This window comes from Micromonospora sp. NPDC050686 (assembly GCF_040654475.1).
Taxonomy (GTDB): Bacteria; Actinomycetota; Actinomycetes; order Mycobacteriales; family Micromonosporaceae; genus Micromonospora.
Map to the genome: position 1 here is coordinate 110,397 of NZ_JBFAID010000008.1, position 25,254 is coordinate 135,650.

Sequence of the window (25,254 nt, forward strand, 5' to 3'; positions counted from 1 at the left end):
GATGTCGAGATCGTCGGGTGTGCGCCGGTGGATGCCGGCGGCCGGGCTGGCCGCCGTGCTGCTGGCGGCCGGCTGCGCGGTCGACGCCGGACCGGCCGGCGCACCGACCGCCGCTCCGGGCTCCGCCGCGTCCGGCCCGTCCGCCGTCGCCGCCCCGGTCTCCGCCGCGTCCGGCCCGTCCGCCGTCGCCTCCCCGGTCCCGGCCGGCGGTGTCGGCCCGGGCGCCTCGCCCGACCCGGTCCGGGTGCCGGAGGCCCTGCGGTTCACCGGCACCACCCTGGACGGCGCGGCCTTCCCCGCCGCCGCGCTGGCCGGGCGGCCGGTGGTGCTCTGGTTCTGGGCGCCGTGGTGCGCGACCTGTGCCAGCCAGGCGTGGACGGTGGCCGAGATCGCGCCGAGGTACCGCGACACGGTGCCGATCGTCGGGGTGGCCGGGCTCGGCGAGCGAGCGGCCATGCGGGACTTCGTCGCCGAGTTCGACCTGGCCGGCACGCCCCAGCTCGACGACCGGGAAGGGGCGCTCTGGCGCCGGTTCAAGGTGGTCGAGCAGAGCACCTTCGTGGTGCTCGACCGGAACGGCCGGATCATCCACCAGGGCTTCCTGGACGGCGAGTCGCTGACCCGCCGGGTCGCCGAGCTGGCCGGATGATCGGGTGGGCACCCCGCTGCTGCTGGCGCTGACCGCCGGCATGCTCGGCGCGGTCAACCCGTGCGGCTTCGCGATGCTGCCGGCGTACCTGTCGCTGCTGGTCGCCGGCCCCGCCGACGGCCGGGGCGCGGTGCGCCGCGCGCTGGTCGCCACCGCCGGGTTGACCAGCGGGTACGTCCTGGTCTTCGGTGCCTTCGGGCTGGCGCTCGCCCCGCTGTCCGGCTGGCTGCGGCCCCGGCTGCCCTGGCTCACCGTGTGGCTGGGCCTGCTGCTGGTGGCGCTGGGCTGCTGGCTGCTCGCCGGCCGGCGGCTCCCCGGTCCGGGCGCGGGGCTGCGGGCGCCCCGGCTCACCCGCTCCTGGGCGTCGATGGCGCTGTTCGGGATGGCGTACGCGCTGGCGTCGCTGAGCTGCACCGTCGGCCCGTTCCTGGCGATCGTGGTGACCAGCCTGCGGGCCGGCTCGACGCTGCGCGGGCTGGCGCTGTTCGGGGCGTACGCGATCGGGATGGGTCTGGTGGTCGGGGTGGCCGCCCTCGCCGTGGCCCTGGTCCGCGGCTCGGTGCTGGCCCGGCTGCGCCGGGCCGGCGCGCAGGTGCCCCGCCTCGGCGGCCTGGTGCTGCTCGCCGCCGGCGGCTACGTCGCCTGGTACGGCTGGTACGAGGTGCGGCTGGCCCTCGGCCGGCACGACGCCCTCGGCGGCCCGGTGGTGGTCGCCGCGGCCCGCCTTCAGCAGTGGCTGGTCGCCGTGCTGGACGCGGCCGGCCCGGCGCTTGTGGCGGCGGCCCTGCTCGCCCTCCTCGTCGTCGCCTGGCGAAGGCGCGAGTTGCCGCGTGACGCTGCTTCCGGGCCTGAGGAAGGCGCTACTTGCCGCAACTCGGACCCCGCGCCCGGGGCGGTTCCCGGGCGCGGGGCGGGGCGGGTCAGCGGACCGGGGTGAGCCGGTCCGTGCCGAGCTTGTCGCGGAGCACCTCCGGCACCAGCACCGAGCCGTCGGCCTGCTGGAACTGCTCCAGGATGGCCGGGAAGAGCCGACTGGTGGCCAGCGCCGAGCCGTTGAGGGTGTGCACGAACCGGGTCTGCTTGCCGCCGGGCTCGCGATAGCGGATGGCGGCCCGCCGGGCCTGGTAGTCGCCGGCCCAGGAGACCGACGACACCTCCTTGTACTTGCCGGTGCTCGGCATCCACACCTCGATGTCGAGGGTCTTCTTCATCGACGCGCTGGAGTCGCCGGCGGCGAGCAGGCTGGTCTGGTGGTGCAGCCCGAGCTGCTCGACCAGGCCCTCCACGTGGGCGACCATCGCCGCCAGCGCGGCGTCCGCCTGGTCGGGCAGGGTGAACTGAAAGATCTCCACCTTGTTGAACTGGTGCCCGCGCACCGTCCCGCGCTCGTCGGAGTGCGAACCGGCCGCCTCCCGGCGGTAGCAGGGGGTGTAGGCGAACGCCTTCAGCGGCAGCTTCGCCGTCTCCAGGATCTCGTCCTGGTACGCCCCGAGGATCGCCGTCTCCGAGGTCGGCAGCAGGAACTGCCCGCGCGGGGCGGACTGCCGGTCCAGGTGGTAGACGTCGTCGTAGAACTTCGGGAACTGGCCGGCGGCGAAACCCGCGCTGTCCAACAGCAGGTGCGGCGGGAGGAGGAATTCGTACCCGGCCGCGATGTTCCGCTCGATCAGCCAGTTGAGCAGCGCCCACTCCAGCCGCGCGCCCAGCCCGGTGTACATCCAGAAGCCGGAACCGCCCAGCTTGACGCCGCGCTCGTGGTCGACCAGGCCGAGCGCTCGGCTCAGCTCCACGTGGTCACGGACCCGCTCGATCACCGGGGGCGCGCCGAAGGTACGGACCACCCGGTTGGCCTCCTTGCCACCGGGCACCACGTCGTCCGCGGGCAGGTTCGGCAGCTCGCTCATCCGGTCCCGCAGCCGCGCCTGCACCTCGTCCAGCTGGGTCTCCAGCTCGGCGAGCTGCTTGCGCTCGGCCTCCGGGGCGACCGGCTCCGGCTCCCGGCCGGCCCGCTTCGCCTCGGCGTACGCCCGGGCCTCCGCCTTGCGGCGCTGCCGCTCGGCGTCGATCCCCGTGATCAGCGCGCGTCGCTCCTGGTCCAGTCGCTGGATCTCGTCCAGCGCCTGACTGACCTCGGCCGGATCCAATCGCTTGGCCAGCGCGACCGCCACCGCCTCGCGATCCTTCCGGATCAACTCCATGTCGAGCATGCGCTCCGTACGCCTCCGTCCAGGGACTCAGGTAGGACCCCCAGATGCTACCGTCGCCGCCGCGCCGGCCCGCCCGCGCCGCCCGGCGCGGACTCAGAGCCGGATCGGCATCAGTACGGAGAAGGCGTCCCCGTCGTCCGGCCGGCGCACGGCCAGCGGGGCGATCGGCCCGTCCAGCTCCAGCACCAGTTGTCCGCGGTCGCCCGCGTCCAGGGCGTCGAGCAGGTAGTGCCGGTTCACCCCGACCCGGAGCACGCCGGGCACCGGCGGCTCGTCGGCCGCCAGCACCCGCAGCCCGCCCTCGTCGAGCCCCAGCACGGTCACCTCGTGGCGGCTGCCGGCGTACTCCTTCAGCAGCACCGGCACGTCCCCGGCGGTGAGCGCGGCGCGCAGCGGGGCCACGTCCACGGGCACCCGGTGCGCCGGGGCGTCGCTGACCGCCTCGCGCAGCAGCCGGCGATGGTCGGGGAAGTCGTACGGCAGCGGGACGGCGCGCACCACGCGTCCGCCCACGGACCCGACCACCTCGGCCGGGCCGACCGTGAGCTGCGCGTCCGGGGTGACCCCGTCGCCCGTGTCCAGCAGCGCCCGCAGCTCGTCCACCGCGGCGACCGGCACCAGCGCGCGGACCGCCGGGCCGTCCACCCGGCCGCCGGCCCAGGCGGTGGCCAGCCGGTGCCGGTCGGTGGCGACCAGCCGCACCCCGTCCGGCTCCACATCGAACAGCACCCCGGCGAGCACCGGCAGCTCCGGGTCGGCGCCGACGGCGAAGCGGACCGCGTCGACGGCGGCGGCCAGGTCGGTACGGGACAGCACGAGTCGGGTGGTCATCGGTCGCTCCCCTGGGTCGATCAGCGTACGGATCCGGGAGAGCTCGCGGCGGGCGTCGGCGAGCCCGTCCTCCAGCCGGCGCTGGTGCTCGTCGAGCAGCGCGCCGAGCACGGCCGGCTCGTGCTGGTGCCGCAGCGCGGCGGCGATCCCGGCCAGCGGCATGCCGACCCGGCGCAGCCCGGCCACCAGCCGGGCCGGGGCCACCTGCTCGTCGGTGTACCAGCGGTAGCCGGTCACCGGGTCGACCAGCGCCGGGGTGAGCACCCCGCTGCGGTCGTAGAACCGCAGCGCGCTGACCGTCAGGCCGCTGGCCCGGGCCAGCTCGCCGATGCTGCGCAGTTCGCTCTCCACGGCTGCGATCCTCACGTCTCAACCTGCTCGAGGGTCAAGCCGCTCCGGGTGTCAAGCGGGGCCCCTGCTCTACCGGATGCGTTGAGCGGGGGCCCCGCCTCACGCCTTGAGCGTGCGGAAGGTGATGCCGGCGCGCACCAGGCGGTCGAGCAGCGCGTCGCCCATCGCGGTCACCGGGGTGACCTGCCCCGCGGTGGCCGGCAGGTCGTCGCAGGCCAGGCAGAGCGCCGACTCGGCGAGCATCTTGGCCGTCTCGTCGTACCCGGGGTCGCCGCCGGCCACCTCGGTCAGCACCCTCCGGCCCCCGCCGGTGCCGACGAACCGGACGCTGAACCAGGACTTCGCCCGCTGCTGCGCGCTCGGCCCCTGACCGGCGGCGAGCCGGCCCATCAGCCAGCGGCGGGTCGGCGGCAGCCGGGTCAGCGCGACCAGCCCGCCCAAACCGGCCGCGGTGGCAACCACGGTGGGCAGCCGCTTCATGGCGGCGAAGTGCCGGTAGCGGAAGTCCGGGCCGTACTCCGGGCGGGCCGCGGCGGAGCGCCGGACCACCTGCGGGTCGATGGTCGGCAGCGGCATGGCCCACCGGTCGATCTCCCGGGCCCGCCCGATGCGGCCGGGCACCGCGCGGACCCGGCGTCCCTCCGGGCGCGGCTCGACCGCCCGGCGTTCCTTCGCCGCCCGGCTCGCCTCCGCCATCCGGGAGAACGCGGTCAGCGCGGAGTGGTACGTGCCGGCGGAGAACCGGCCGCCGGCCCGGACGTACCCGTCGACGGCGATCGGCCCGTCCGCCGGGAGTTGCTTGACGGTGTACCAGACACCGAGGTCGTGCGGGATCGAGTCGAAGCCGCAGGCGTGCATCAGCCGGGCGCCGGTGCGCTCCGCCTCGGCGTGGTGGCGCAGGTACATCCGGTCGACGAACTCCGGCTCGCCGGTGATGTCCAGGTAGTCGGTGCCGGCGGCGGCGCACGCGGCGACCAGCGGCTCCCCGTACCGCAGGTACGGGCCGACGGTGCTGGCCACCACCCGGGCGCCCGCCGCCACCGCCGCCAGCGACGCCGGGTCGGTCGCGTCGGCGGTGCGCAGCGGCAGGTCGGCCAGGCCGGGGTCGATCGCGGCGAGCCGGTCGCGCACCGCGGCCAGCCGGGCCGGGTTGCGGCCGGCCAGCGCCCAGCGCAGCCCGGCCGGGGCGTGCCGGGCCAGGTATTCCGCGGTGAGACCGCCGGTGAAGCCGGTCGCGCCGAACAGGACCAGGTCGTGCGGGCGGTCGTCGCGCATCCGCCGAGTGTGCCAGCACCGGCCCCGGCCGCGAGGCGTCGGCCCGAAAGTGGGCCCGCGCCGGTCAGGGCGTGAAGACGGTACGGACGCAGCCGTCGGCTCGGTCCCGGAACAGCGCGTACCCGCCGGCGCCCTGCTCCAGCGGCAGCCGGTGGGTGGCCAGGTGCTCGGTGGCGAGCTGGTCGCGGGCCATCATGTTCAGCAGCCGCGGAATGTACCGCTGCCCGTGCTGCCGGGCGCCGTGCACGGTCAGCCCCTTCTGCATGATCGCGCCGAGCGGGAAGGTGTCGACGAAGCCGGCGAACGTGCCCAGCACCACCACGGTGCCGCCCTTGCGGCAGGTGTATACCGCCTCGCGCACCGCGATCGGCCGCTCGGCCCGGCCGGCGCCGAACCGGTCCGCCAGCGAGCGGCCCGCCGCCGCGTCGGTGCCGACCGCCTCCACGCACACGTCCGGCCCCCGGCCGCCGCTGCGTTCCCGCAGCTCGGCCGGGACGTCGGTGTGCTCGAAGTGCAGCGTCTCGGCGCCGGCGTGCCGCTCGGCCATGCCCAGCCGTTCGGGGTGCCGGTCGATGACGATCACCCGGTCCGCGCCGCGCAGCCGGGCCGCCTGCGCGGTGAGCTGGCCGACCGCGCCGGCGCCCCACACCGCCACCACGTCGCCGGGGCGTACCCCGCCCAGCTCGGCGCCCATCCAGCCGGACGGGGCGGCGTCCGAGGCGAACACCGCCCGGTCGTCGCTGAGCGGCTCCGGCACCCGGAACGCGCCGGTGTCGGCGTACGGGACCCGGGCGTACTCGGCGTGGCTGCCGGCGAAGCCGCCCAGGGCGGCCGGGTGCCCGAAGCAGCCGCCGGTGGGCTGGCCCCAGGCCGCCTCGGCGCGGGCCGCGGTGGGGCTGCCGTTGTCGCAGCTGGCGTAGAGGCCCTGCCGGCAGTACCAGCAGGAGCCGCAGGCCACCGCCGCGCAGACCACCACCCGGTCGCCGGGGCGGTGCCCGCGTACCTCCGCGCCGACCTCGACCACCTCGCCGAGGAACTCGTGCCCGAGCACGTCCCCGGCGGCCAGGAACGGGGTACGGCCGGACAGCAGCGGCAGGTCGGCTCCGCAGGTGGCGCTGCGCCGCACCCGGACGATGATGTCCCCGGCGTTGCGCAGCTCCGGGTCGGGCACCTGGCGTACCGCCAGCTCCCCGGCGCCCTCCCAGCACAGCGCCCTCATCCGGGCACCGCCGGGCGGTCCAGCCGGGAGCGGTCCGGGCGCAGCACCTCGCCGGTCTCCACGTACTGCTTGGCCTGGCGCAGCGTCTCCCGGATCAGCAGCCCGGGGTCGTCGCCGACCAGGTGCGCGGCCATCCCGGGCAGCGCCGCCCGGCCGGCGAGCTGCCGCGCGGCCAGCTCGGTGCCGCGCCCGCCGGGCGCCGGCCGCAGGCACAGCTCCACCGCCCCGTCGAGGCGGCGCAGCGGCTCCGGCCACCGGCCCTGCGGCAGCACCTGCTCCGGTGGGCGGTCGACGGTCACCACCTGCCAGCGCGCGGGTCGCGGGTCGGGGCCGGTCCCCGGCCGGCGTCGCCGGGGTACGCGCAACGCCCGTGCCACGCCGGCGGCCGCGGTGACCAGCACCGTCCCGCCGTGGGCCAGCCGTCCCATTCGTACCACCTGTCCCTCCGCGCGTCCCGGGACGGTCCCGGTGACGGCGGGCGGCCGGTCACGCGCGGCCGGTCGCCCGCGTACCTGCCCATGGTCGGCCGGGGGCGGGTGAAGCGGGCTCCCCCCGAAGGGGTGAACCGGGCCGGGCCGGGTAACCGCTCGCCGGCGGAGGGGGTGCGAGCGTCGGTGGGGAGGCCGGATGCCCGACAAGCTGAGCCGGGTCGGGGTGGTGGCGGAACCGGCGCCGGCCGGGCCGCCGTTGCTGGCGTCCCGGCTGGCGCCGGCGGCGCTGCCCGAGCCGGTCGTGCTCCGGCCGCGCCTGCTGGCCCGGCTGGACGAGGGGACGGCCGGCCCGGTCACCGTGGTGTCCGCGCCCGCCGGCTGGGGCAAGACCACCCTGCTCGCCTCCTGGGTCCGGGCCGTGACCGGCGACGGCGCGCCGGCCTGGGTGTCGGTGGAGCGGGGGGACACCGGCGAGCGGCTCTGGGCGTACGTCGCGGCGGCATTGCGGGCCGCGGCGCGCGGGGAGGGCGACGTGGCCCCGGTGCCGGACCGGCCGCCCCGCCCGGACCAGCTGGAACTGCTGGCCGCCGCGCTGGCCGCCCGGGAGCGGCCGGTGCTGCTGGTCCTCGACGACCTGGACCGGATCACCGAACCGGCGGCGCTGGCCGGGCTGGAGTTCCTGCTGCGGCACGCCGAGCAGCGGCTGCGCCTGGTGGCTGGGGCGCGTACCGACCTGGCGTTGCCCCTGCACCGGTGGCGGCTGGCCGGTGAGCTGACCGAACTCGGGCCGGCCGAGCTGGCCTTCACCGACGACGAGGTGGCCGACCTGCTGACCGCGCACGCGGTGCCGGTGCCGGCGACGGCGGTGCGCCGGTTGCGGGAGCGCACCGGCGGCTGGGCGGCCGGGCTGCGGCTGGCCGCGCTGGCCGCGCGGGGGCGACCCGACCCGGGCCGTCGGGTGGAGCAGTTCGCCGGGGACCAGCCGGAGGTCGCCGGCTACCTGCGGGAGGAGGTCCTCGCCGGGTGGGACGCCGACGCCCGGGAGCTGCTGGCGCGCACCACCGTCGCCGACGCGGTCTGCGCGGACCTGGCCGACGCGCTCGCCGGCCGGGGCGACTCGGGACCGTTGCTGGCCGGGCTGGCCCGCGACGGTGCCTTCCTGCACCGGGACGACAGCAGCCCGCCCTGGTACCGGTGCCATCCGCTGCTGGCCGACCTGTTCCGGGCCGAGCTGAGCCGGCTCCCCGCCGGCGAGCTGCGGGCGCTGCACCTGCGGGCGGTCGGTTGGTACGCGGGGAACGGCCGCCCGGCGGAGGCGCTGCGGCACGCCCTGTCCGCCGGCCGCTGGGACACCGCCACCGAGCTGTTCATCGACCGCTGGCCGGACCTCGCCCCGTACGACCGGGACGCCCCGGCTGGGCCGGCGCCGGCCGCACCACCGGCGGAGGCGGTCCGCCGGGACCCGGAGCTGGCGCTGGCCGCGGCGGCCGAGCGGGCGTACGCCGGCGACCCGGCGACCGCCGCGGACCGGCTGCGCGCGGCGGTGGCGGCGGCCGGGTCGCTGGCCGCGCCGCGCCGCGACCGGTTCCGCCGGCTGGCCACCGCGCTGGAACTCACCCTGGCCCGGGCGGCCGGCGACCACGCCCAGGTACGCGCGGCGGCCGGCCGGCTGCTGGCCACCCGAACCAGGTCCGGGCCGGACGACGACCCGCGCTCCGCGCGGGGTGAGGACGCCGACGTGCGGGCGGTGGCCGGCACGGCGCTCGGCCTGGCCGGGCTGGACGAGGGTGACCTGCGGGTCGCCGCGACCGCGTTCGCCGACGCGCTGGCCGCCGCCCGGACGGCGGGCCGGCAGCGCACCGAGCTGGTCGCCGCCAGCCGGGTCGCCCTGCTCGCCGCAATCCGGGGTGAGCTGCGGGCGGCGGAGCGGACCGCCCGGGAGGCGCTCGCCCTGTCGCCGTGCCGGGGCTGGGCCTGCCGGACCGACTGCGCCCACGCCCACCTGGCGCTGGCGGTGGTCGCGCTGCACCGGGACCAGCCGGCGGAGGCGGCCGCGCGGCTGGCGGTCACCGGGCCGGTGGAGGAGGAGCCGGTGGCGGCGGCGCTCGCCGCGCTGTGCCGGGCCCGGTTGTGCCGGGACGCGGGCGACCCGGCGGCCGCGCACCGGCTGCTGCTGGCGGCCCGGGAGCGCCTCGGCGCGCGGCCGGCGGCCCGCGAGGTGGCGAACTGGCTGCTCGTCGCCCAGGCCGAGCTGGACGGCGCGCGGGGTGACCCGGACGGCGCGCGGGCCCTGCTGGCCGACCGGGTACGCGACGCGGGCGGCCCGGCCGGGGCGCTCGCCGTCGCGCTGGCCCGGGCGGAGCTGCGCGCCGGCGATCCCGGCGCGGCCGGGCACACCCTGCCCGACTGGGACGGGCCGGAGTCGGCCGACTGGCCGCTGCCGGTACGCCTCGACGCCGGCCTGCTGGCGGCGGTGCTGGCCCGGCGGGGCGGCGACGAGCGGCGGGCCGGGCGGATCCTGGAGCGGGTGCTGGAGCTGGCCGAGCCGGAGGGCTTCCGCCGGCTCTTCACCCGCGCCGACGAGGAGGTGCGGGACCTGCTCGCCGGTCACCTGGACTCGGGCACGGCGCACTGGTCGACGGTGAGTGAACTGGTCCGCACCGCCGACGAGCACAGCGCCGACGAGCCCGCCGGCCCCCGCGAGCGGTCCGGCGGGGCGGCGGGCGACGGGCTGGACGAGCCGCTCACCGAGCGGGAGCTGACCATCCTGCGCTACCTGCAGAGCATCCTGTCCAACGTGGAGATCGCGGGGGAGCTGTCCCTGTCGGTCAACACGGTGAAGACCCACGTCCGCAACATCTACCGGAAGCTGGACGCGACCCGCCGGCGGGAGGCGGTCCGGCGGGCCCGGGAGCTGCGGCTGATCTGACGGTGACCCGGCCCGGGTGCGATCCAGGCCGGGGCCGCGCCCGGGGTCAGGCGTCGGCGGCGGCGTCCACGGCGGTGAGCAGCTCGGCCAGGTCGTACCCGCCGTCGTGCCGAACGTCGTTGACGAACAGGGTCGGGGCGGCGTGCACGCCGCTGCGGATGCCGCCGACGAAGTCCCGCCGGACCCGGTCGGCGTACGCCTGCCCGCCCACCTCGGCGGCGAGTTCGTCGGCCGGCAGGCCGATCTGCTGCACGCCGAGCGCCAGGTGCACCGGGTCCAGCTGGTCCTGGTGCTCGAAGAGCCAGTCGTGCATCGGCCAGAACCGGTCCCGCCGGCCGGCGGCCTCGGCCATCTCGGCGGCGTTCTCCGCGTACGGGTGCACGTTGGCGATCGGGAAGTGCCGGTACACCAGGCGCACCGTGTCGGCCCGCTGGCGGAGCAGCTCCACCAGGTTCGGGTACGCGGCCCCGCAGTACCGGCACTGGAAGTCGCCGTACTCGACGACGGTGACCGGGGCGCCGACCGGGCCCCGGACGTGGTCGTGCTCGCCGACCGGGGTCCGCAGCTTCGCGGTCACCTGCAACGGGGTGGTCATCGGGCGGCTCCGGGCCGGACGGCGATGCCGTTGGTCACCCCGCGTACGCCGGCCAGCCGGCCCACCGCCCGCTCGGCGGCGCGCCGCTCGTACTCCCAGTCGACGTCGCCGCGCATGGTCACCCAGCCGGCGGCGACGGTCACCGCGATCCGCTCGACCGGCACGAAGGCGTCCCACTCCAGGGTCCGTTCGACGGCGATGGCGAGGTCGGCGTCGGTGCGCTCGGCCGACGGGTTCAGCCGTACGGTGAGGTCGTTGGCCACCGCGCGGACCCGGGCGACGCGATGCGCCGCCTGCTCGGCCGCCCACTTCTTGGCGTAGCTGTCCACCCAGCCGGTCAGCGTGACGACGCCCTCGTCGACGGTCACCCCGATCTCGTGCGGGGCGACCCGGGGCTCCCAGGTCAGCTCGTCGAGCACGCCGGTCTGGATGTCCTGGTCGGTACGCGTCACGGAGCTGGTGGCCATCGGTGGCTCCCTTCCCGGCATCGGCTCGGGCCATCCTGCCGCCGGTTCGGGTGAGGCGCCGTCACCCGGCCGGGGTGAACCGCGCGTTGGGAGCGCTTCCATAGTGGTCGATCCAGCGGCTAAGGTGAATGCGCTCGGTGCGGGAGCCAGCACACCGGTCGGGAGCCTGGGCAGCTCCCCCCGCGACGTCGCCGTCGGCGCGGTCGCCCTCGACCGCCCGCCGCGTCGCTCCCGTCCCCGTCCCCCGGGCAACCCGAGAGGAACCGCAGATGCGGAGAAGTCTCGCCGGCGCGGTCACGTCCGCGCTGGCCGCCGCGGCGGCCGTCGTCGCCGTTCAGGTCACCGTAGCGCCCACCGCACCGGCCGCCGCGGCGGCCGCCGAGCCGTACACCTGGCGCAACGTCCGGGTCGACGGCGGCGGCTTCGTCCCCGGCATCGTGTTCAACCCGACCGAGAAGAACCTGATCTACGCGCGCACCGACATCGGCGGCGCCTACCGCTGGGAGCAGGCCAGCCAGTCGTGGACCCCGCTGCTCGACTGGGTCGGCGCCGACCGGTTCGGCTGGAACGGCGTGGTCAGCCTCGCCACCGACCCGGTCCAGACCAACCGGTTGTACGCCGCCGTCGGCATGTACACCAACAGCTGGGACCCGAACAACGGCGCGATCCTGCGCTCCACCGACAAGGGCGCCACCTGGCAGGCCACCGAGCTGCCGTTCAAGAACGGCGGGAACATGCCCGGCCGGGGCATGGGGGAGCGGCTCGCGGTCGACCCCAACCGCAACAGCGTCCTGTACTACGGCGCCGAGGGCGGCAACGGCCTGTGGCGCAGCACCGACTACGGGGTGACCTGGGCGAAGGTCGCCAACTTCCCGAACGTCGGCAACTACCGGGCCGACCCCAGCGACCCGAACGGCTACAACGGGCAGAACCAGGGCCTGACCTGGGTCAGCTTCGACAAGAGCACGGGTACGGCCGGCACCGCCACCCGGACGATCTACGTCGGTGTGGCGGACAAGGCCAACCCGGTCTACCGGAGCACCGACGCGGGCGCCACCTGGGAGCGGATCGCCGGCGCACCGACCGGCTACCTGGCGCACAAGGGCGTGGTGGACCCGGTCGGCGGGTACCTCTACATCGCCACCAGCGACACCGGCGGCCCGTACGACGGCGGCAAGGGCGACGTGTGGAAGTTCAACCGGGCCACCGGCGTGTGGACCCGGATCAGCCCGATCCCGTCGTCCAGCTCGGACGACACCTTCGGCTACTCGGGGCTGACCATCGACCGGCAGCGCCCGGGCACGCTCATGGTGGCCAGCCAGGTCTCCTGGTGGCCGGACGCGATGTTCTGGCGCAGCACCGACGGGGGCGCCACCTGGACCCGGATCTGGGACTGGACGAGCTATCCCGAACGCAGCTTCCGCTACACCATGGACATCAGCTCGGTCCCGTGGCTCACCTTCGGCAACGCCAACCCGAGCCCGCCGGACACCTCGCCGAAGCTGGGCTGGATGACCGAGTCGATGGAGATCGACCCGCACGACAGCAACCGGATGATGTACGGCACCGGCGCCACCGTCTACGGCAGCACCGACCTGACCAAGTGGGACGCCGGCGGGAAGGTCACCATCCGGCCGATGGTCAAGGGCCTCGAGGAGACGGCCGTGCTCGACCTGATCAGCCCGCCGTCCGGCGCCCCGCTGATCAGCGGGCTGGGTGACATCGGCGGCTTCCGGCACACCGACCTGACCGCGGTCCCCGCCACCATGTTCACCCAGCCGGTCTTCACCAGCACGACCAGCCTGGACTACGCCGAGACCCGGCCCGGGATCGTGGTGCGGGCGGGCAACTTCACCGACTCCGACCGGCCGGGCGACAGCCACGTCGCGTTCTCCACCGACGGCGGGGCGAACTGGTTCCAGGGCACCGAACCGTCCGGGGTGAACGAGGGCGGCACGGTCGCCGCCGCCGCCGACGGCAGCCAGTTCGTCTGGGCCCCCGGCGACGCCGGCCGGCAGGTGGTCCGCTCGGTGGGCTTCGGCAACTCGTGGACGGCGGCCACCGGCATCCCGGCCAACGCCACGGTCGAGTCCGACCGGGTCAACCCGAACAAGTTCTACGGCTTCCGCGACGGGCGGTTCTACGTCAGCACCAACGGTGGTGCGAGTTTCGCCGCCACCGCGGCGACCGGCCTGCCCACCACCGGCGTCAGGTTCAAGGCGGTGCCCGGCCGGGAGGGCGACATCTGGCTGGCCGGCGAGGGCGGCCTCTGGCACTCCACCGACTCCGGGGCGAGCTTCACCCGGCTGAGCACGGTGACCACATCCGCCAACATCGGCTTCGGCAAGGCGGCCCCCGGCCGGACGTACCCGGCGCTCTTCGCGATCGCCACCGTCGACGGCCGGTACGGCGTCCACCGCTCGGACGACGCCGGGGCGAGCTGGGTGCGGATCAACGACGACCAGCACCAGTACGGCAACGCCACCGACGCGATCACCGGCGACCCCCGGGTGTACGGCCGGGTCTACCTGGGCTCCAACGGCCGGGGCATCCTGGTCGCCGACCCGATCGGCGGCACCCCGTCCCCGACCACGTCGCCCACCGTTTCACCCACCGCCTCGCCCTCGCCGACCGCGTCGCCCACCACCTCGCCGTCCCCGACCGCCACGCCGACCGGCGGGCCGACGACTCCGGTGCCGGCCGGGGGCTGCACGGCGACGTACCAGGTCACCGGGTCGTGGGACGGCGGCTTCCAGGGTGAGGTGACGGTACGCAACAACGGCGGCTCGCCGACGAGCAGCTGGTCGGTGGCGTGGAACTACGCGAACGGCCAGCAGATCAGCCAGCTCTGGGGCGGCAGTTTCACCCAGACCGGCACCCTCGTGGTGGTGCGGGACGCCGGCTGGAACGGCGTCCTGGCCCCGGGTGCCACCACCACCTTCGGCTTCCTGGCCAGCTGGCGCGGCACCAACCCGGTGCCCAGCCTGACCTGCACAGCCGTCCGTTAGCCCGCATGCGGGGTCCTGTTGAGGCAGGACCCCGCATGCGGCCCCCCGCGCGGCGGGACCGGCCCGCAGGCGATGACCCGGCACGGCCCCTCGGGCCGGCCGCCACACCCAAGCGAGCGTGATACCTCTGAGTCATTCTGATGACTCAGAGGTATCACGCTCGTTCCGGTCTCCTGCCCCGGACCGCTCGCGCGGCGACGCCGATGCGAACCCGCCGATCCGAAACAGCACGGGCCAGCCCGGCCCAGGCCGGTCCCGGCCGGACAACCCCGGGTCGGGCGGTCAGCCCTCGGTGCCGACGGGGGAGTCGGGCCGGTCCACGTCCACGAACCCGATCTCGTCGACGCCGCGCCCGTCCCGGCTGCCGACCGCGCGGGCCGCGGTCCCGGCGGCCCAGCCGACCGCCGCGCCGACCAGCGCGGCGCTGATCAGCAGCGCCCAGGGCAGGGCCGGGCGCCGGCCGGCCAGGGCGTCGAAGGCGAGCAGCGCGCGGCGCCGGGCCTCCTCGGCCGCGGAGCCGACCAGGTCCCCGGCCCCGTCGGCCAGGTCCAGCCCGTTACGGCGGGCGGAGCGGGCGGTGCCCCGCACGCTGTCGCCGGCCGAGCCGACGGCGGCGGACAGCTGCGTCCAGGCCTGGTCGGCGATCCGCTCGGGTTTGCTGCGGCGGTCCAGCACGTTGGTTCCGAACACGGGTACCTCCTCGGGGTGCCGAAGTCGGCCGGCCACTTCGGACCTCGACCTCTTTCCGGCGCGTCACGGTGCGCTCCCTCCGGCAGTGCCCACGAACGGCGCTGCGCAAACCACCGTCCGGGGGCGACAGCCCGCTGCGCAGATCACCGTCCGGTGGCGACAACCCCGGGGAAAATCCCGGATGCGCAGGTGGGACGCGCCGGGGAGACTGGGTGCGCCGGCCGCTGGGCCGGGACCGTTACCCTGTTTGGCGGATCGGGCCGCCGGCCCGATCGTTGGACAGAGGAACGGAAAATCCGGAACCGGGGTGCCGTGGTGCCCCGGTCGTGAATTTGCTCATCCCCGAGGGGTGGCGACCGAGACCGTCGGAGGAATACTCTCGGTCGCGGCCCGCGTACTGATGAGGCGCCCCGAGCGGGGCGGGTGGAGGTGCTCGCGTGAGCCTGTCGATCGTGAAGTCGGTTCTGTCGGGTGGTGTGGTCGAAATCGCTCCCCGGGGCGAGATCGACGTGGACACCGCGTACGAGGTGCGCGAGGCGATCGCCGAGGTGCTCGCCAAGGGCCGGCCCACCCGCATCGAGCTCAACATGCGGCTGGTCAGCTTCATCGACTCCGTCGGCATCAGCGCCATGGTCGCCGGCTTCCAGACCGCCGAGGTCAGCGGCGTCAAGCTGGTCGTCACCCAGCCGAGCCGGTTCGTGCACCGGCAGCTCTGGGTCACCGGCCTGCTCGGCCTCTTCGGCGCCCCCGAGCCCTACTTCGCCGCCGCCGCGCCCGAGGCTCCGCTCGGCGCCTGAGCTTCGCCGAGCCACCCGGCCGCCGCGCCGAGGGGACCCGCTCGCGCCCCGATGACCAGGGTCGTCCGGCCGTTGCCAGGACGCCGGTCGGTGGGCGAGGATCGGGCGACCTACCAGTAGGGGGACGGGTGCTCACGCGCGAGACGTTCAGCTACAGCGTCCAGGCCCGGTGCACAGCGGCCGACGCCGTGGCGCTGCTGAGCGACCTGACCCGGCAGGGGGAGCTGCACCCCCTGATCGTCCGGGTCCGCCAGTTGCCGCCGCGCCCGGGCGCCCGGGCCAGTTACGCGATCACCGACCGGCTGGCCGTCGGGCCGTTGCACTTCCCGGTCACCTACCAGGCCGACGTCCTGGTCTCCACCGAGGACGAGATCGTGACGGTGGCCCGGCAGCAGCCGGCGACCACCGTACGCAACCACACCCGGCTCCGCCGGGAGGCCGACGGCGTGCTCCGGGTCGACGTGGAGATCACCCTGTCCGCGCCCGCGCCGCTGTTCGCGTACGCGTTCCGGCAGGCCCGGTCGGCGCACCTGGCGCTGGCCGCCCGGCTCGGCGAGGTGCTGGACCGCGACCCGGGCCCCGCCCCGACCGGGGGTTGACCGGGCCTTCGGCGACAGCGCGGCCCGGTGACCCGCGCGGGTCACCGGGCCGGGTCGGGTCGGCTCAGTAGACCGACAGGTGCACGTGGTTGGTGTGGTCGCTGGACGGGTCGCCGCCGGCCCCGCTGTACGACTTCCACCCGCTGCTGGGCAGCCAGATCTGCCGGTACCAGATCACGTAGAGCACGGCGAGCCGGTCGGCGTTGCGGACGAAGTACGCGGCCAGGTTGTTGCCGTACGTCTTGTCCCCGCCGGTGGCGTCCCCGCCGAAGCCTCCCTTCTGGGCGGCGAAGTCGCAGGCCCGGCCCTTGGGATGCTCGCCGGAGCCGCCGCTGCGGTAGCAGGAGACGTACCGGGTGAAGCCGGCGGCCTTGGCCTGTTCGAGCGCGTGCAGGGTGCGGGGGGTGATGCAGCCGCTGGCCGGGGTCGGGTCGTCGACGCTGCACGACTCGGACGGCCAGGAGCCGTCGGAGTTGCGCGGCGCCGGCTTCGCGTTGACGGTCGAGGTGCCGCCGGTGCCGCTGCCGCCGGTGCTGGTGCTGCGCTGGGCGGCCGCGCGCCGGGCCTCGGCCGCGGCGACCTCCAGCGCCTTCTCGGCCTGCTCCTTGCGCTTGGCCATCACCTGCACCTGCTTGCGCTGCTCGACGATCTCACCGTCCAGCGCGGTCTTGGTGCGGGTGGCCTGGTCGCGGGTCTCCAGCAGGCCGCGCACGGCCCGGTCCTCGTTGGCGGCCACCTGGCCCAGCGCGGCGGCCCGGTCCATGAAGTTCTCCGGGTTGCGGCTGCTCAGCAGCGCCGCCGCGGTGCCGAGCCGGCCGGTCCGGTACGCCACCCCGGCGATCTCGCCGACCTTGGCGTCGCGGACGCCCAGCTCACCCTCGATGGTCTTGAGCTGGGTGGCGAGCGCCTGCTGGCGCTTGGTGGACCGGGTCAACGCGGTGCGGGCGTCGAGCCAGCCCTTGCTGGCCGCGTCGAGTTGGTCGCGCAGTTTCTCGGTGCCGCCCTCGTGGTCGGTGCCGGGCGCCTTGGCGAGCGGCGCGGCGGACGCCGTCACGGCCGGCACGGCGCCGACGCCGAGGGCGAGGGCGAGGGTCACCACCATCAGGGCCGCCATCCGGGCGGCGGTTCGTCTCACGGGGCCCACTACTGGCATGCACATGTCCTTCCGTCAGCCGCCGGCCGGGTTAGCTGACGGGTTCGGGACGGAAGATCCCTACCGCTGACGCGGATGCACCCCACGGACATGGTTCCCCGGCTCGCCACGGGCGGCGATTAGGCGGCGGCCACCGCAGGCGCCGGCGGGCGCCGCTCGGCGGAGGCCGCGGTCGAGCCTACCGGTGAGTCACCGAGCCCACCCCCGGTTGCTCCCGACAACCGGTGGGGCAAGAGTTGCAAATGGTGCATATGGCCACGGCGTCGGGAAAGAATTAAGGTTGTGCTAAATGCCACTCGATCGACCGGCCGGCCTCTGCTGACACTCCGGAGTCGGCTCGCGGCGGCGGGTGCCCGGTCGAGGGGCCTCGGCCGGGCGCCCGCCCGCTCAGCCCGCGTCGAGGACGGTCAGCCGCTGGGTGGCTCGGGAGAGCGCGACATAGAGCGTGCGCACCCCGGACGGCTCGGCCCGGATCTCGCTCGGCGCGACCAGCACCACCCCGTCGTACTCCATGCCCTTGGCCTGAAGGCTGTTCACCACCTGCAACCGTGGGTCGGCCAACCCGGCGAGCCAACCGGCCACCTCGTCCCGGCGCGGCACCGGCGCGATCACTCCCACGGTGCCCTCCACCTCGCCGAGCAGCGCGCCGGCCGCCTCGACCGTGGCGGCCGGCAACTGCGACGCCGGCACCACTCGCTGCACCGGGTCCACCCCCGTGGAGCGCACCGCGGTGGGCAGCGCCAGGTCCGGGTGCAGCCGGCGGATCTCCGCCGCCGCCACCGCGAAGATCTCCGCCGAGTTGCGGTAGTTGGTGGTGAGCGTGAACCGGTGCCGGCGCCGCCGGCCCAGCGCCTGGTCGCGGGCCCGGTCCAGCTCCGCCGGGTCGCCCGCCCAGGCGGTCTGGGCCGGGTCGCCGACCACCGTCCAGGAGGCCAGCCGGCCCCGCCGGCCGATCATGCGCCACTGCATCGGCGAGACGTCCTGCGCCTCGTCAACCACCACGTGCGCGTAGTCGCGGTAGTCCTCGGGGCGCTCCCGCGCCGCCTCGCGGGCGGCCCGCTGCCGGTCGGCGAAGGTGCTCAGCTCACGGACCCCGCCGGCCAGCTGGAACGGGTCCCGCCGCCGCCGCTTCGGCAGCACCGGCTTGCCCAGCAGCGCGTCCAGCTCGTCCAGCAGCGCCACGTCGGCCACGGTCGGTCCCTGCCGGTCCAGCGACCGGTACGCCCCGACCAGCAGGTCCGTCTCCGCCCCGGACAGGAGCCCGCCGGCGTAGCGGCGCAGCCGCTCGGGACGGGCCAGCCAGTCCAGCACGTGCCGCGGGTGCAGCCGCGGCCACCACGCCTTCAGGAACTCCCGGAACTCCGGCCGCTCGATGATCTCGTCCTCGAACACGGCCTGCTCCGGCAGGCGCCCCCCGGCCAGCCGGCGGGCCTGCGCCCAGAGCGCGGCCAGTACCGCGTCGAAGGCGGCTCGGCGGACCTCGTTGCGCCGCGCGCCCCGGGACAGCGTCCGGTCCCGGATGCCGTCCAGCTCGCGGCGCTCCAGCCGCAGCAGCTCACCCCGGTGCAGCAGGCGCAGCTCGTCCGGCCCGTCCGGCACCGCGTCCCGGACCGCCCGCTCCAGCACCCGGCGCATCCGCAGCGAACCCTTCACCGCCGCCACCTCCGGCGGGTCGGTGCGGGTCGCGGTCGAGCCGGGGAAGAGGGTGCCCAGCGAGTGCAGGGTGGCGGTCTCCTCGCCCAGCGAGGGCAGCACCGAGGCGATGTACTCGACGAAGACCGTGGACGGCCCGACCACCAGGATGCCGCCGCCGGCGTACCGGCCGCGGTCGGAATAGAGCAGGTACGCCGCCCGGTGCAGGGCCACCGCCGTCTTGCCGGTGCCCGGCCCGCCGGAGACGATCGTCACCCCGGAACCGGGGGAGCGGATCGCCTCGTCCTGCTCGCGCTGGATGGTGGCGACGATGTCCCGCATGCCCCGGCCGGTGGCCCGGGACAGGGTGGCCAGCAGGGCGCCGTCGCCGACCACGGCCAGCTCCGCCGGCGCGGCGGCCGGGTCGAGCAGGTCGTCCTCGATCCGGGTCACCTTCTCGCCGGTGGACTGGATCGTGCGCCGCCGCACCACGCCCTGCGGATCGGCCGGGGTGGCCTGGTAGAACGCCGCGGCGGCGGGGGCCCGCCAGTCCACCACCAGCGTCTCGGCGTTCTCGCCGCGGATGCCGAGCCGGCCCACGTGCAGCACCCGCCGGTCCCGCAGGTCGAGCCGGCCGAAGACCAGCCCCTCGTGCTCGGCGTCCAGCACGTGCCGCCGCTGGGCGGCGTGGAAGACCATCGCGTCCCGCTCGACCAGGGCGCCGAAGTTGCCGACCCGGGCCAGCCGGTAGCCGTCCCGCTCGGCCTGGACGGCGGAGCGCCGCAACTCGGCCAGGCGGGCGTACACCCGGTCGAGATGCCGCTGCTCGACGGCGATCTCCTGCGCCAGGGTGGTCTGGTCGGTCAACGTACGCGCTCCTCCGGACGGTCGCGGGCGGCACGGGGGCCGCGCGCCAGGTCAACCGGACGAGGGTACGGCATGCCGGGGCGCGGCTCCGGACGCGGCGGCGCGACGGGCCGTCCGCCGCCGGTCGGCGAGCACCTGCCCGAGCACCCCGTGCAGGGCGGCGTTGACCTCCTCGGGCCGCTCCATCACCAGCATGTGCCCGGCGCCGGGGCAGACGGTCAGCTCGGTGGTGGGCAACGCGGCCGCGATCGACCGGGCGCACGGCGGCGGGGTGAGCCGGTCCCGGTCGCCGACCAGCGCGGCGGCCGGCAACCGGCCCAGCTCGGCAAGGGTGTCCAGCCGGTGGTGGGCGCCGATGGACGGCCGGAACCCGCCGATCGAGCGCAGCGAGGCGCGGGCCACCGCCGAGGTGACCAGGCGGATGTCGGCCGGGTCACAGCGGTCGCCGAAGAGCACCCACCGGATGCTCGGACGCAGGGCGCGCAGCAGGGCCCGCGGCGGTCGCCAGGTCCCGCAGCGGGCCAGCACCCCCGCGCCGGTGGTCTCGGCCAGCCGGATCAGCCGGGCGATCCGCGGCGACAGGCCGTACGCGGTGTGGGTGTGTCCCTCGGCGGTGGTGGAGACGAAGAGCAGGCCGGCGACCCGGGCGGCGAAGTGCTTCCGGTGCCGGTGCGCGTACTCCATGATCGTCATGCCGCCGAGCGAGTGCCCGGCCAGCACCACCGGGCCGTCCGGCGCCACCGCGTCCAGCACGGCGGCCAGGTCGTCGCCGAGCTGGGCCAGGGTCGCCGCGGGCAGCGCCATGCAGCTGGACCGCCCGTGCCCGCGGGCGTCGTAGGCGACCACCCGCACCCGGTCGCCGTACCGGTCGCGCAGCTCGGCGACCTGCCGGTGCCAGCTGCGCCCGTCCAGCGTCCAGCCGTGCAGCAGCAGCACGGTGACCGGAGCGTCCGGCGGTCCGGACATCTCGACGTGCAGCCGTACGCCGTCGGGGAGTCGAAGCTCCAGCTGGTCCGGCATCGCCACCTCCCCAGGGCCGCCCGGAAGCGCTCGCCACCGGGATACCCGGCGGTAACACACCGGCTACCCGCCATGACAGCACGGTAAAAGCGCCGGTGAGAAGATTCCCGATTGCGCACCTGCCGTCACGCCGGTGACCAGGCTTGGGACATGGCCCAGACGACGTCACCGCCACCGGCCGGCGGCGCCCCGGCCGCTGTCGACCGGCCCGACCCGGGCGCCCGGCGGACGGCCGCGGGTGGCACGCCCCGCGCCGCGCTGGCCGAGCTGCTCAGCGGCAACCGGCGCTTCGTCAGCGGCCAGCCGGTGCACGGGCACGACGTCACCGCCGCGGCGGCCACCGCCTCCGGCGACCAGCAGCCGTACGCGGTGGTGCTGGGCTGCATCGACTCGCGGGTGCCGCTGGAGGCGATCTTCGACCAGACCTTCGGCTCGATCTGCGTGATCCGCACCGGCGGCCACGTGCTGGACCGGGCGGTGCGCGGGTCGATCGAGTACGTGGTGGGAGAGCTGGGCGTGCCGCTGGTGATGGTGCTCGGGCACGAGCGGTGCGGCGCGGTCGGCTCGGCGGTCGAGGCGCTGCGCACCGGCCGGCGGCCGGGCGGCTCGCTGGCGTACCTGGTGGAGCAGATCGCCCCGGCGGTGGGCGACGTCGGGGTGGCCGACCCGTACGTCCGGCCGCTGGCGATCCGCCGGCACGTCCGGCGGACGGTGGCCATGCTGGAGCACGACGACAGGCTGGCCGGGCTGGTCGCCGCCGGCACGGTGGCCGTGGTCGGCGCGATGTACGACCTGGCCACCGGCGAGGTCACCCTGCTGGCGGAGTGAGGCCGACGGCCCGCCGGGTCGGCCCGGAGAAGGCAGCACCGCCCGCCGGGGTGACCCCCGGCGGGCGGTGCGTGGTGTCGCGAAAGAGGGGCGCTCAGCCCTCGAAGACGCCGGCCTCGACGAGGCGCTTCTCGGCGGCGTCCCAGCCGTCGCCCGGGTAGGTGGCGTTGAGGCTGTTGAGCTCGGCCCGGATCTTGGTGGCGTGGCCGGCCCCGGCCAGCACCCGGATCTCCTCGACGAAGGCCTCGGAGTCGGTGCGCAGGTGCACGGTCTTGCCGTTGGTCAGGTTACGCACGTAGGCGTGCTTGCCGCCGTTGAGCGGGATGACGTACTTGAACTCGCCCAGCACGCTGAGGGCGCCACCCTGGCCAGCCTGGCCGGCCCGGACTGACGCGCGCGCGGTCTTAGAGGTGTTGCTCGCCACGGAGGTACTCCTTGCAGACGTACGGGAGGACGGAAACGTCCGGGGGCTGTGCGGACCCGGCGAGAACCTCGGCCCGCGAAGATGTGCGACGGCACAAACCGCCGGCTGAACTGTACACGACCACGACACCCGGCTGGTCATCGTGCCCGTCCGGGTGGCTCAACCGGGTGGACCGTCCCGGCATTCCACCCCGCAATTTGTCCGGCGAATTTCCCGATTCCCTGGCGCACCATCCGTCCCGCAGGTCATCATGTGTTGCACGGGCCACTCGCCGGACGAGGTCGTAGGGGAAGACGCACCTCGCTCCCCGGGAGGTCACCGTGCCAACGCGTGGCGTCGTATACGTCCACTCGACCCCGCTCGCCGTGTGCTCACACGTCGAGTGGGCGATCGCGCGCGTGCTCGCCGCGCCGGTCAACCTCGAGTGGACCACACAGCCCGTCGATCCCGGCGCCCGCCGGGCCGAATGCGGGTGGACCGGCCGCCCGGGGACGGGCGCCGAGCTGGCTGCTGCCCTCCGGCAGTGGCCCATGATCCGTTTCGAGGTGACCGAGGAACCCAGCACGGGCGTCGACGGGGAGCGGTTCATGTACGTGCCCGGCCGGGGCCTGTTCCGGGCCACGGTGGGCGCGGCCGGCGACATCCAGCTCGGCGAGGACCGGTTGCGCGCCATCATGGCCGCCGCCCGCGCCCCGGAGGCGCTCGCGCACGCCCTCGACAAGGCGCTGGGCACCGCGTGGGACGCCGAACTGGAGCCGTACCGCCACGCCGGGGACGGCGCCCCGGTGACGCTGCTCACCCGGGTCGGCTGAGTTGCCCCGAGCGTGCCGGCCTGCGGCCGGCTGAGTTGCCCCGAGCGTGCCGGCCTGCGGCCGGCTGAGTTGCCCCGATACGCGCAAAGCTGGTGGGATGGGCCGCGTGTCGACTTCCCCGCGGCGCTTCGGCGTCGCGCTCGCCGCACTGACCGTGCTGCTCGGGTCCGGCTGCACCGGCGCCCCCGAGCGGCCCCGAACCGGACCGTCGGCCGGGTCGCCGTCGCCGTCGTCGGCGGCCCCGTCGGCCAGCACCGGCCCGGTCCCGGCGCCCAGCGGTGAGCCGGGCGCGCGGGCGACCGCCCTGGCCGGGCGACTGAGCGACGAGGACCTGGTCGGCCAGGTGCTGATGCCCTACGCGTACGGCAGCTCCGCCACCAAGGTGTCGGCCGGCTCGGCGGCCGGCAACCGGGCCATGGCCGGGGTCGACACTCCCGCCGAGATGGTGGCCAGGTACCGGTTGGGCGGGGTGATCCTGGTCGGCTTCAGCGCCGACGACCCGACCAGCAGCAACCAGGCCACCACGAACGTGGACAACCCGAAGCAGGTCCGGGAGCTCACCACCGGGCTGCGCGAGGCCGCCGGCCGGCTGCCGGCCGGCGACGCGCCCTTCCTGATCGGCACCGACCAGGAGTACGGGGTGGTCACCCGGCTCACCAACGGGGTCACCCCGCTGCCCAGCGCGCTCGCCGCCGGCGCGGCGGGCCGGCCGGAGCTGACCGAGGCCGCCTGGCGGGCCGCCGGCGCCGAACTGGCCGCGGTCGGCATCAACCTCGACTTCGCGCCGGTCGCCGACGTGCTGGCCACCCGCAGCACAGTGATCGGTTCCCGGTCGTTCGGGGCCGACCCGCAGCGCGCCGCCCCCCAGGTCGCCGGCGCGGTCCGGGGGCTCCAGTCGGCCGGGGTGGCGGCCAGCGTCAAGCACTTCCCCGGGCACGGCCTGAGCCCCGACGACTCGCACACCGAACTGCCGGTGGTCCCGCAGTCCCGCGCGGTGCTGGACCGCACCGCGTTCCCGCCGTTCCGCGCCGGCATCGACGCCGGGGCGATGGCCGTGATGTCCGCCCACCTCGACGTCACGGCGGTCGACCCCGGCACCCCGGCCACCTTCTCGCACAAGCTGCTCACCGACGTGCTCCGGGGGCAGCTCGGCTTCCAGGGTGTGGTGATCACCGACGGGATGAACATGGCCCCGGCGAAGCGGTGGTCGCCCGGTGAGGCGGCGGTCCGCGCGCTGAAGGCGGGCAACGACCTCATCCTGATGACCCCGAACCTGACCCAGGCGTACGACGGGCTGCTCGCCGCGCTCCGGGACGGCTCGCTGCCCCGGGCCCGGCTGGTCGACGCGGTCACCCGGGTGCTCACCATGAAGTTCAAGCTGGCCGGCCGGCCCACCCCGGCGATGAGCACGTTGGAGGCGCCGGCGCACCGGCAGGCGGCCGCCGCGCTCGCCGCCGCCGCGGTGACCCAGCTGCGCGGTGCCTGCGGCGCCCCGGTGCGCGGCCCGGTGACCGTCACCTCCTCCGGCGGGCGGGACCGGACCCGGGCGGCGCTGGCCGAGGCGCTGACCGCCGCCGGGGTGGAGGTGGTCCCCGCCGGCGGCACGGTGGTGCACCTGGTCGGGTACGGCGACGGCGCCGGGGACCTGCGCGCCGACGCGGCGGTGACGGTGGCCATGGACACCCCGTACGTGCTGGCGGGGACGAAGTCGCCGACGCTGTACGCCACGTACTCCTCCACCCGGGCCTCGATGACCGCGCTCGCCGCCGTGCTGGCCGGCAAGGCCCGGCCCGCCGGGCGGTCCCCGGTGCCGGTGAGCGGCCTGCCCGCCAGCACCTGCGCCGGCTGACCACGGTGACCGCGCTCGTCACCGGCGACGACACCGCCGCCGCCGGCGCACCCGCCGGCACCGCCCGCCGGGGCGTCCTGCCGGCCGTGGTCGGTTACCTCGTGGTCGCGGTGGTTCTGCTGGCTACCGGCACGCCGCTGGTCGATCTGGTCGCGTACACGGGGTATGCGTTGGTGTGGGTGGTGGTGCCGGGGACGTTGGTGTTCCGGTCGGTGCGGTCGCGGCCGTTCACGCTGGTGGAGGATCTGGCGTTCGGTGCGGTGGTCGGGTTGGTGTTGGAGTTGGCGGCGTGGGCGGTGTTCGTGGCCGCGGGCGCGGGGCGTTGGTTGTGGTTGTGGCCGGTGGTGGTGTTGCTGCCGTACGCGCTGCTGCCCGGGCTGCGCCGGCACTGGTGGGTGCGGTACCCGACGAGGGTGCCGACCGGCTGGGCCTGGGCGGTCGTGGCCGTGGTCGCGGGCTTCACCGCCTACCTGGCCGAGTCCTTCCTCAAGCTCAATCCCGTGCTGCCCAGCACCGAGGGCCAGGCGCAGTACATCGACCTGGCGTTCCAGTTGTCGGTGGCGGGGGCGGCGACGCATCAGGTGCCGTTGGATGTGCCGCAGGTGGCGGGGGAGCCGCTGC

Annotated in this window: 21 protein-coding genes, 1 pseudogene and 1 riboswitch; of the genes and pseudogenes, 10 read left to right on the plus strand and 12 right to left on the minus strand. The window is 75.7% G+C overall.

Annotated elements, in window-relative coordinates; genetic code table 11:
* The first annotated feature begins 1 nt into the window (after position 1).
* Together AB0H57_RS09595 and AB0H57_RS09600 are read left to right on the plus strand one after the other, a co-directional pair.
* Positions 2-649 (plus strand): TlpA disulfide reductase family protein, encoded by a 648-nt coding sequence (locus AB0H57_RS09595; protein WP_357504461.1) that lies wholly within the window; start codon positions 2-4, stop codon positions 647-649.
* 4 nt (positions 650-653) lie between these two features.
* Positions 654-1,586 (plus strand): cytochrome c biogenesis CcdA family protein, encoded by a 933-nt coding sequence (locus AB0H57_RS09600; protein ID WP_357504463.1) that lies wholly within the window; start codon positions 654-656, stop codon positions 1,584-1,586.
* Here the strand turns inward: AB0H57_RS09600 and serS are convergent.
* The 5 genes from serS to AB0H57_RS09625 all read right to left on the minus strand — a co-directional run bounded on the left by serS (position 1,570) and on the right by AB0H57_RS09625 (position 6,969).
* The gene (serS, locus tag AB0H57_RS09605; protein ID WP_357504465.1) at positions 1,570-2,856 is read right to left on the minus strand and encodes a serine--tRNA ligase; all 1,287 of its coding nucleotides are present in this window, start codon (positions 2,854-2,856) and stop codon (positions 1,570-1,572) included. The two genes, AB0H57_RS09600 and serS, sit on opposite strands and share 17 nt — an antisense overlap.
* Before the next feature lie 93 nt (positions 2,857-2,949).
* Positions 2,950-4,026, minus strand: a complete 1,077-nt coding sequence (locus AB0H57_RS09610; protein WP_357504508.1) for a MerR family transcriptional regulator — start codon at positions 4,024-4,026, stop codon at positions 2,950-2,952.
* Positions 4,027-4,137: 111 nt separating this feature from the next.
* Positions 4,138-5,313 carry a saccharopine dehydrogenase NADP-binding domain-containing protein gene (locus AB0H57_RS09615; protein ID WP_357504467.1) on the minus strand — a complete coding sequence of 392 codons (1,176 nt, stop codon included), beginning with the start codon at positions 5,311-5,313 and terminating at the stop codon, positions 4,138-4,140.
* A 64-nt stretch (positions 5,314-5,377) separates the two neighbouring features.
* Complete coding sequence (locus AB0H57_RS09620) at positions 5,378-6,532, minus strand: zinc-dependent alcohol dehydrogenase (protein WP_357504469.1); 1,155 nt, start codon at positions 6,530-6,532, stop codon at positions 5,378-5,380.
* Positions 6,529-6,969: a hypothetical protein gene (locus tag AB0H57_RS09625; protein ID WP_357504471.1), complete on the minus strand. Its 441-nt coding sequence runs from the start codon at positions 6,967-6,969 to the stop codon at positions 6,529-6,531. Before AB0H57_RS09625 ends, AB0H57_RS09620 begins: the two co-directional genes overlap by 4 nt.
* Before the next feature lie 190 nt (positions 6,970-7,159).
* Between AB0H57_RS09625 and AB0H57_RS09630 the strand changes: the two genes are divergently transcribed.
* On the plus strand, positions 7,160-9,892 hold the full coding sequence (locus tag AB0H57_RS09630; protein WP_357504472.1) for a LuxR C-terminal-related transcriptional regulator: 2,733 nt from the start codon (positions 7,160-7,162) through the stop codon (positions 9,890-9,892).
* Between the two features lie 46 nt (positions 9,893-9,938).
* Here AB0H57_RS09630 and AB0H57_RS09635 read toward each other — a convergent pair whose 3' ends face one another.
* Positions 9,939-10,487: a DsbA family protein gene (locus tag AB0H57_RS09635; RefSeq protein WP_357504474.1), complete on the minus strand. Its 549-nt coding sequence runs from the start codon at positions 10,485-10,487 to the stop codon at positions 9,939-9,941.
* A gap of 11 nt (positions 10,488-10,498) precedes the next feature.
* Positions 10,499-10,954, minus strand: a pseudogene (locus AB0H57_RS09640) (BON domain-containing protein); the annotation flags it as partial.
* A 269-nt stretch (positions 10,955-11,223) separates the two neighbouring features.
* Here AB0H57_RS09640 and AB0H57_RS09645 point away from each other — a divergent pair.
* Positions 11,224-13,962, plus strand: a complete 2,739-nt coding sequence (locus AB0H57_RS09645) for a cellulose binding domain-containing protein (RefSeq protein WP_357504476.1) — start codon at positions 11,224-11,226, stop codon at positions 13,960-13,962.
* 282 nt (positions 13,963-14,244) lie between these two features.
* On the opposite strand, the gene AB0H57_RS09650 is transcribed toward AB0H57_RS09645, so the two are convergent.
* On the minus strand, positions 14,245-14,652 hold the full coding sequence (locus AB0H57_RS09650) for a hypothetical protein (protein WP_357504478.1): 408 nt from the start codon (positions 14,650-14,652) through the stop codon (positions 14,245-14,247).
* Between the two features lie 437 nt (positions 14,653-15,089).
* Between AB0H57_RS09650 and AB0H57_RS09655 the strand changes: the two genes are divergently transcribed.
* Both AB0H57_RS09655 and AB0H57_RS09660 read left to right on the plus strand, forming a co-directional pair.
* A complete protein-coding gene (locus tag AB0H57_RS09655) occupies positions 15,090-15,449 on the plus strand; it encodes an STAS domain-containing protein (RefSeq protein WP_357504480.1) in 360 nt (119 codons plus the stop codon).
* A gap of 128 nt (positions 15,450-15,577) precedes the next feature.
* Positions 15,578-16,048 (plus strand): SRPBCC family protein, encoded by a 471-nt coding sequence (locus AB0H57_RS09660; RefSeq protein ID WP_357504482.1) that lies wholly within the window; start codon positions 15,578-15,580, stop codon positions 16,046-16,048.
* A 64-nt stretch (positions 16,049-16,112) separates the two neighbouring features.
* Here AB0H57_RS09660 and AB0H57_RS09665 read toward each other — a convergent pair whose 3' ends face one another.
* From AB0H57_RS09665 to AB0H57_RS09675, 3 genes are all read right to left on the minus strand, one after another.
* Positions 16,113-17,192, minus strand: a complete 1,080-nt coding sequence (locus AB0H57_RS09665; RefSeq protein ID WP_357504510.1) for a hypothetical protein — start codon at positions 17,190-17,192, stop codon at positions 16,113-16,115.
* Between the two features lie 13 nt (positions 17,193-17,205).
* Positions 17,206-17,337, minus strand: a riboswitch (cyclic di-AMP (ydaO/yuaA leader).
* Between the two features lie 251 nt (positions 17,338-17,588).
* Complete coding sequence (locus tag AB0H57_RS09670; protein WP_357504484.1) at positions 17,589-19,700, minus strand: AAA family ATPase; 2,112 nt, start codon at positions 19,698-19,700, stop codon at positions 17,589-17,591.
* Between the two features lie 51 nt (positions 19,701-19,751).
* Positions 19,752-20,720 (minus strand): alpha/beta hydrolase, encoded by a 969-nt coding sequence (locus tag AB0H57_RS09675; protein WP_357504486.1) that lies wholly within the window; start codon positions 20,718-20,720, stop codon positions 19,752-19,754.
* 150 nt (positions 20,721-20,870) lie between these two features.
* Between AB0H57_RS09675 and AB0H57_RS09680 the strand changes: the two genes are divergently transcribed.
* Entirely contained in the window at positions 20,871-21,548 is a 678-nt protein-coding gene (locus AB0H57_RS09680) for a carbonic anhydrase (RefSeq protein ID WP_357504488.1), read from the plus strand.
* A gap of 94 nt (positions 21,549-21,642) precedes the next feature.
* Here the strand turns inward: AB0H57_RS09680 and AB0H57_RS09685 are convergent, their stop codons facing one another.
* Positions 21,643-21,972, minus strand: coding sequence for a hypothetical protein (locus AB0H57_RS09685; protein ID WP_357504490.1), 330 nt, complete (start codon positions 21,970-21,972; stop codon positions 21,643-21,645).
* A 320-nt stretch (positions 21,973-22,292) separates the two neighbouring features.
* Here AB0H57_RS09685 and AB0H57_RS09690 point away from each other — a divergent pair, with 320 nt between their 5' ends.
* The 3 genes from AB0H57_RS09690 to AB0H57_RS09700 form a co-directional block, all read left to right on the plus strand.
* Positions 22,293-22,784, plus strand: coding sequence for a DUF3145 domain-containing protein (locus AB0H57_RS09690; RefSeq protein ID WP_357504492.1), 492 nt, complete (start codon positions 22,293-22,295; stop codon positions 22,782-22,784).
* Between the two features lie 97 nt (positions 22,785-22,881).
* Positions 22,882-24,633, plus strand: coding sequence for a glycoside hydrolase family 3 protein (locus tag AB0H57_RS09695; protein ID WP_357504494.1), 1,752 nt, complete (start codon positions 22,882-22,884; stop codon positions 24,631-24,633).
* A 5-nt stretch (positions 24,634-24,638) separates the two neighbouring features.
* Positions 24,639-25,254 (plus strand): hypothetical protein (locus AB0H57_RS09700; RefSeq protein WP_357504496.1); only part of this gene is annotated, 616 nt, incomplete at its 3' end.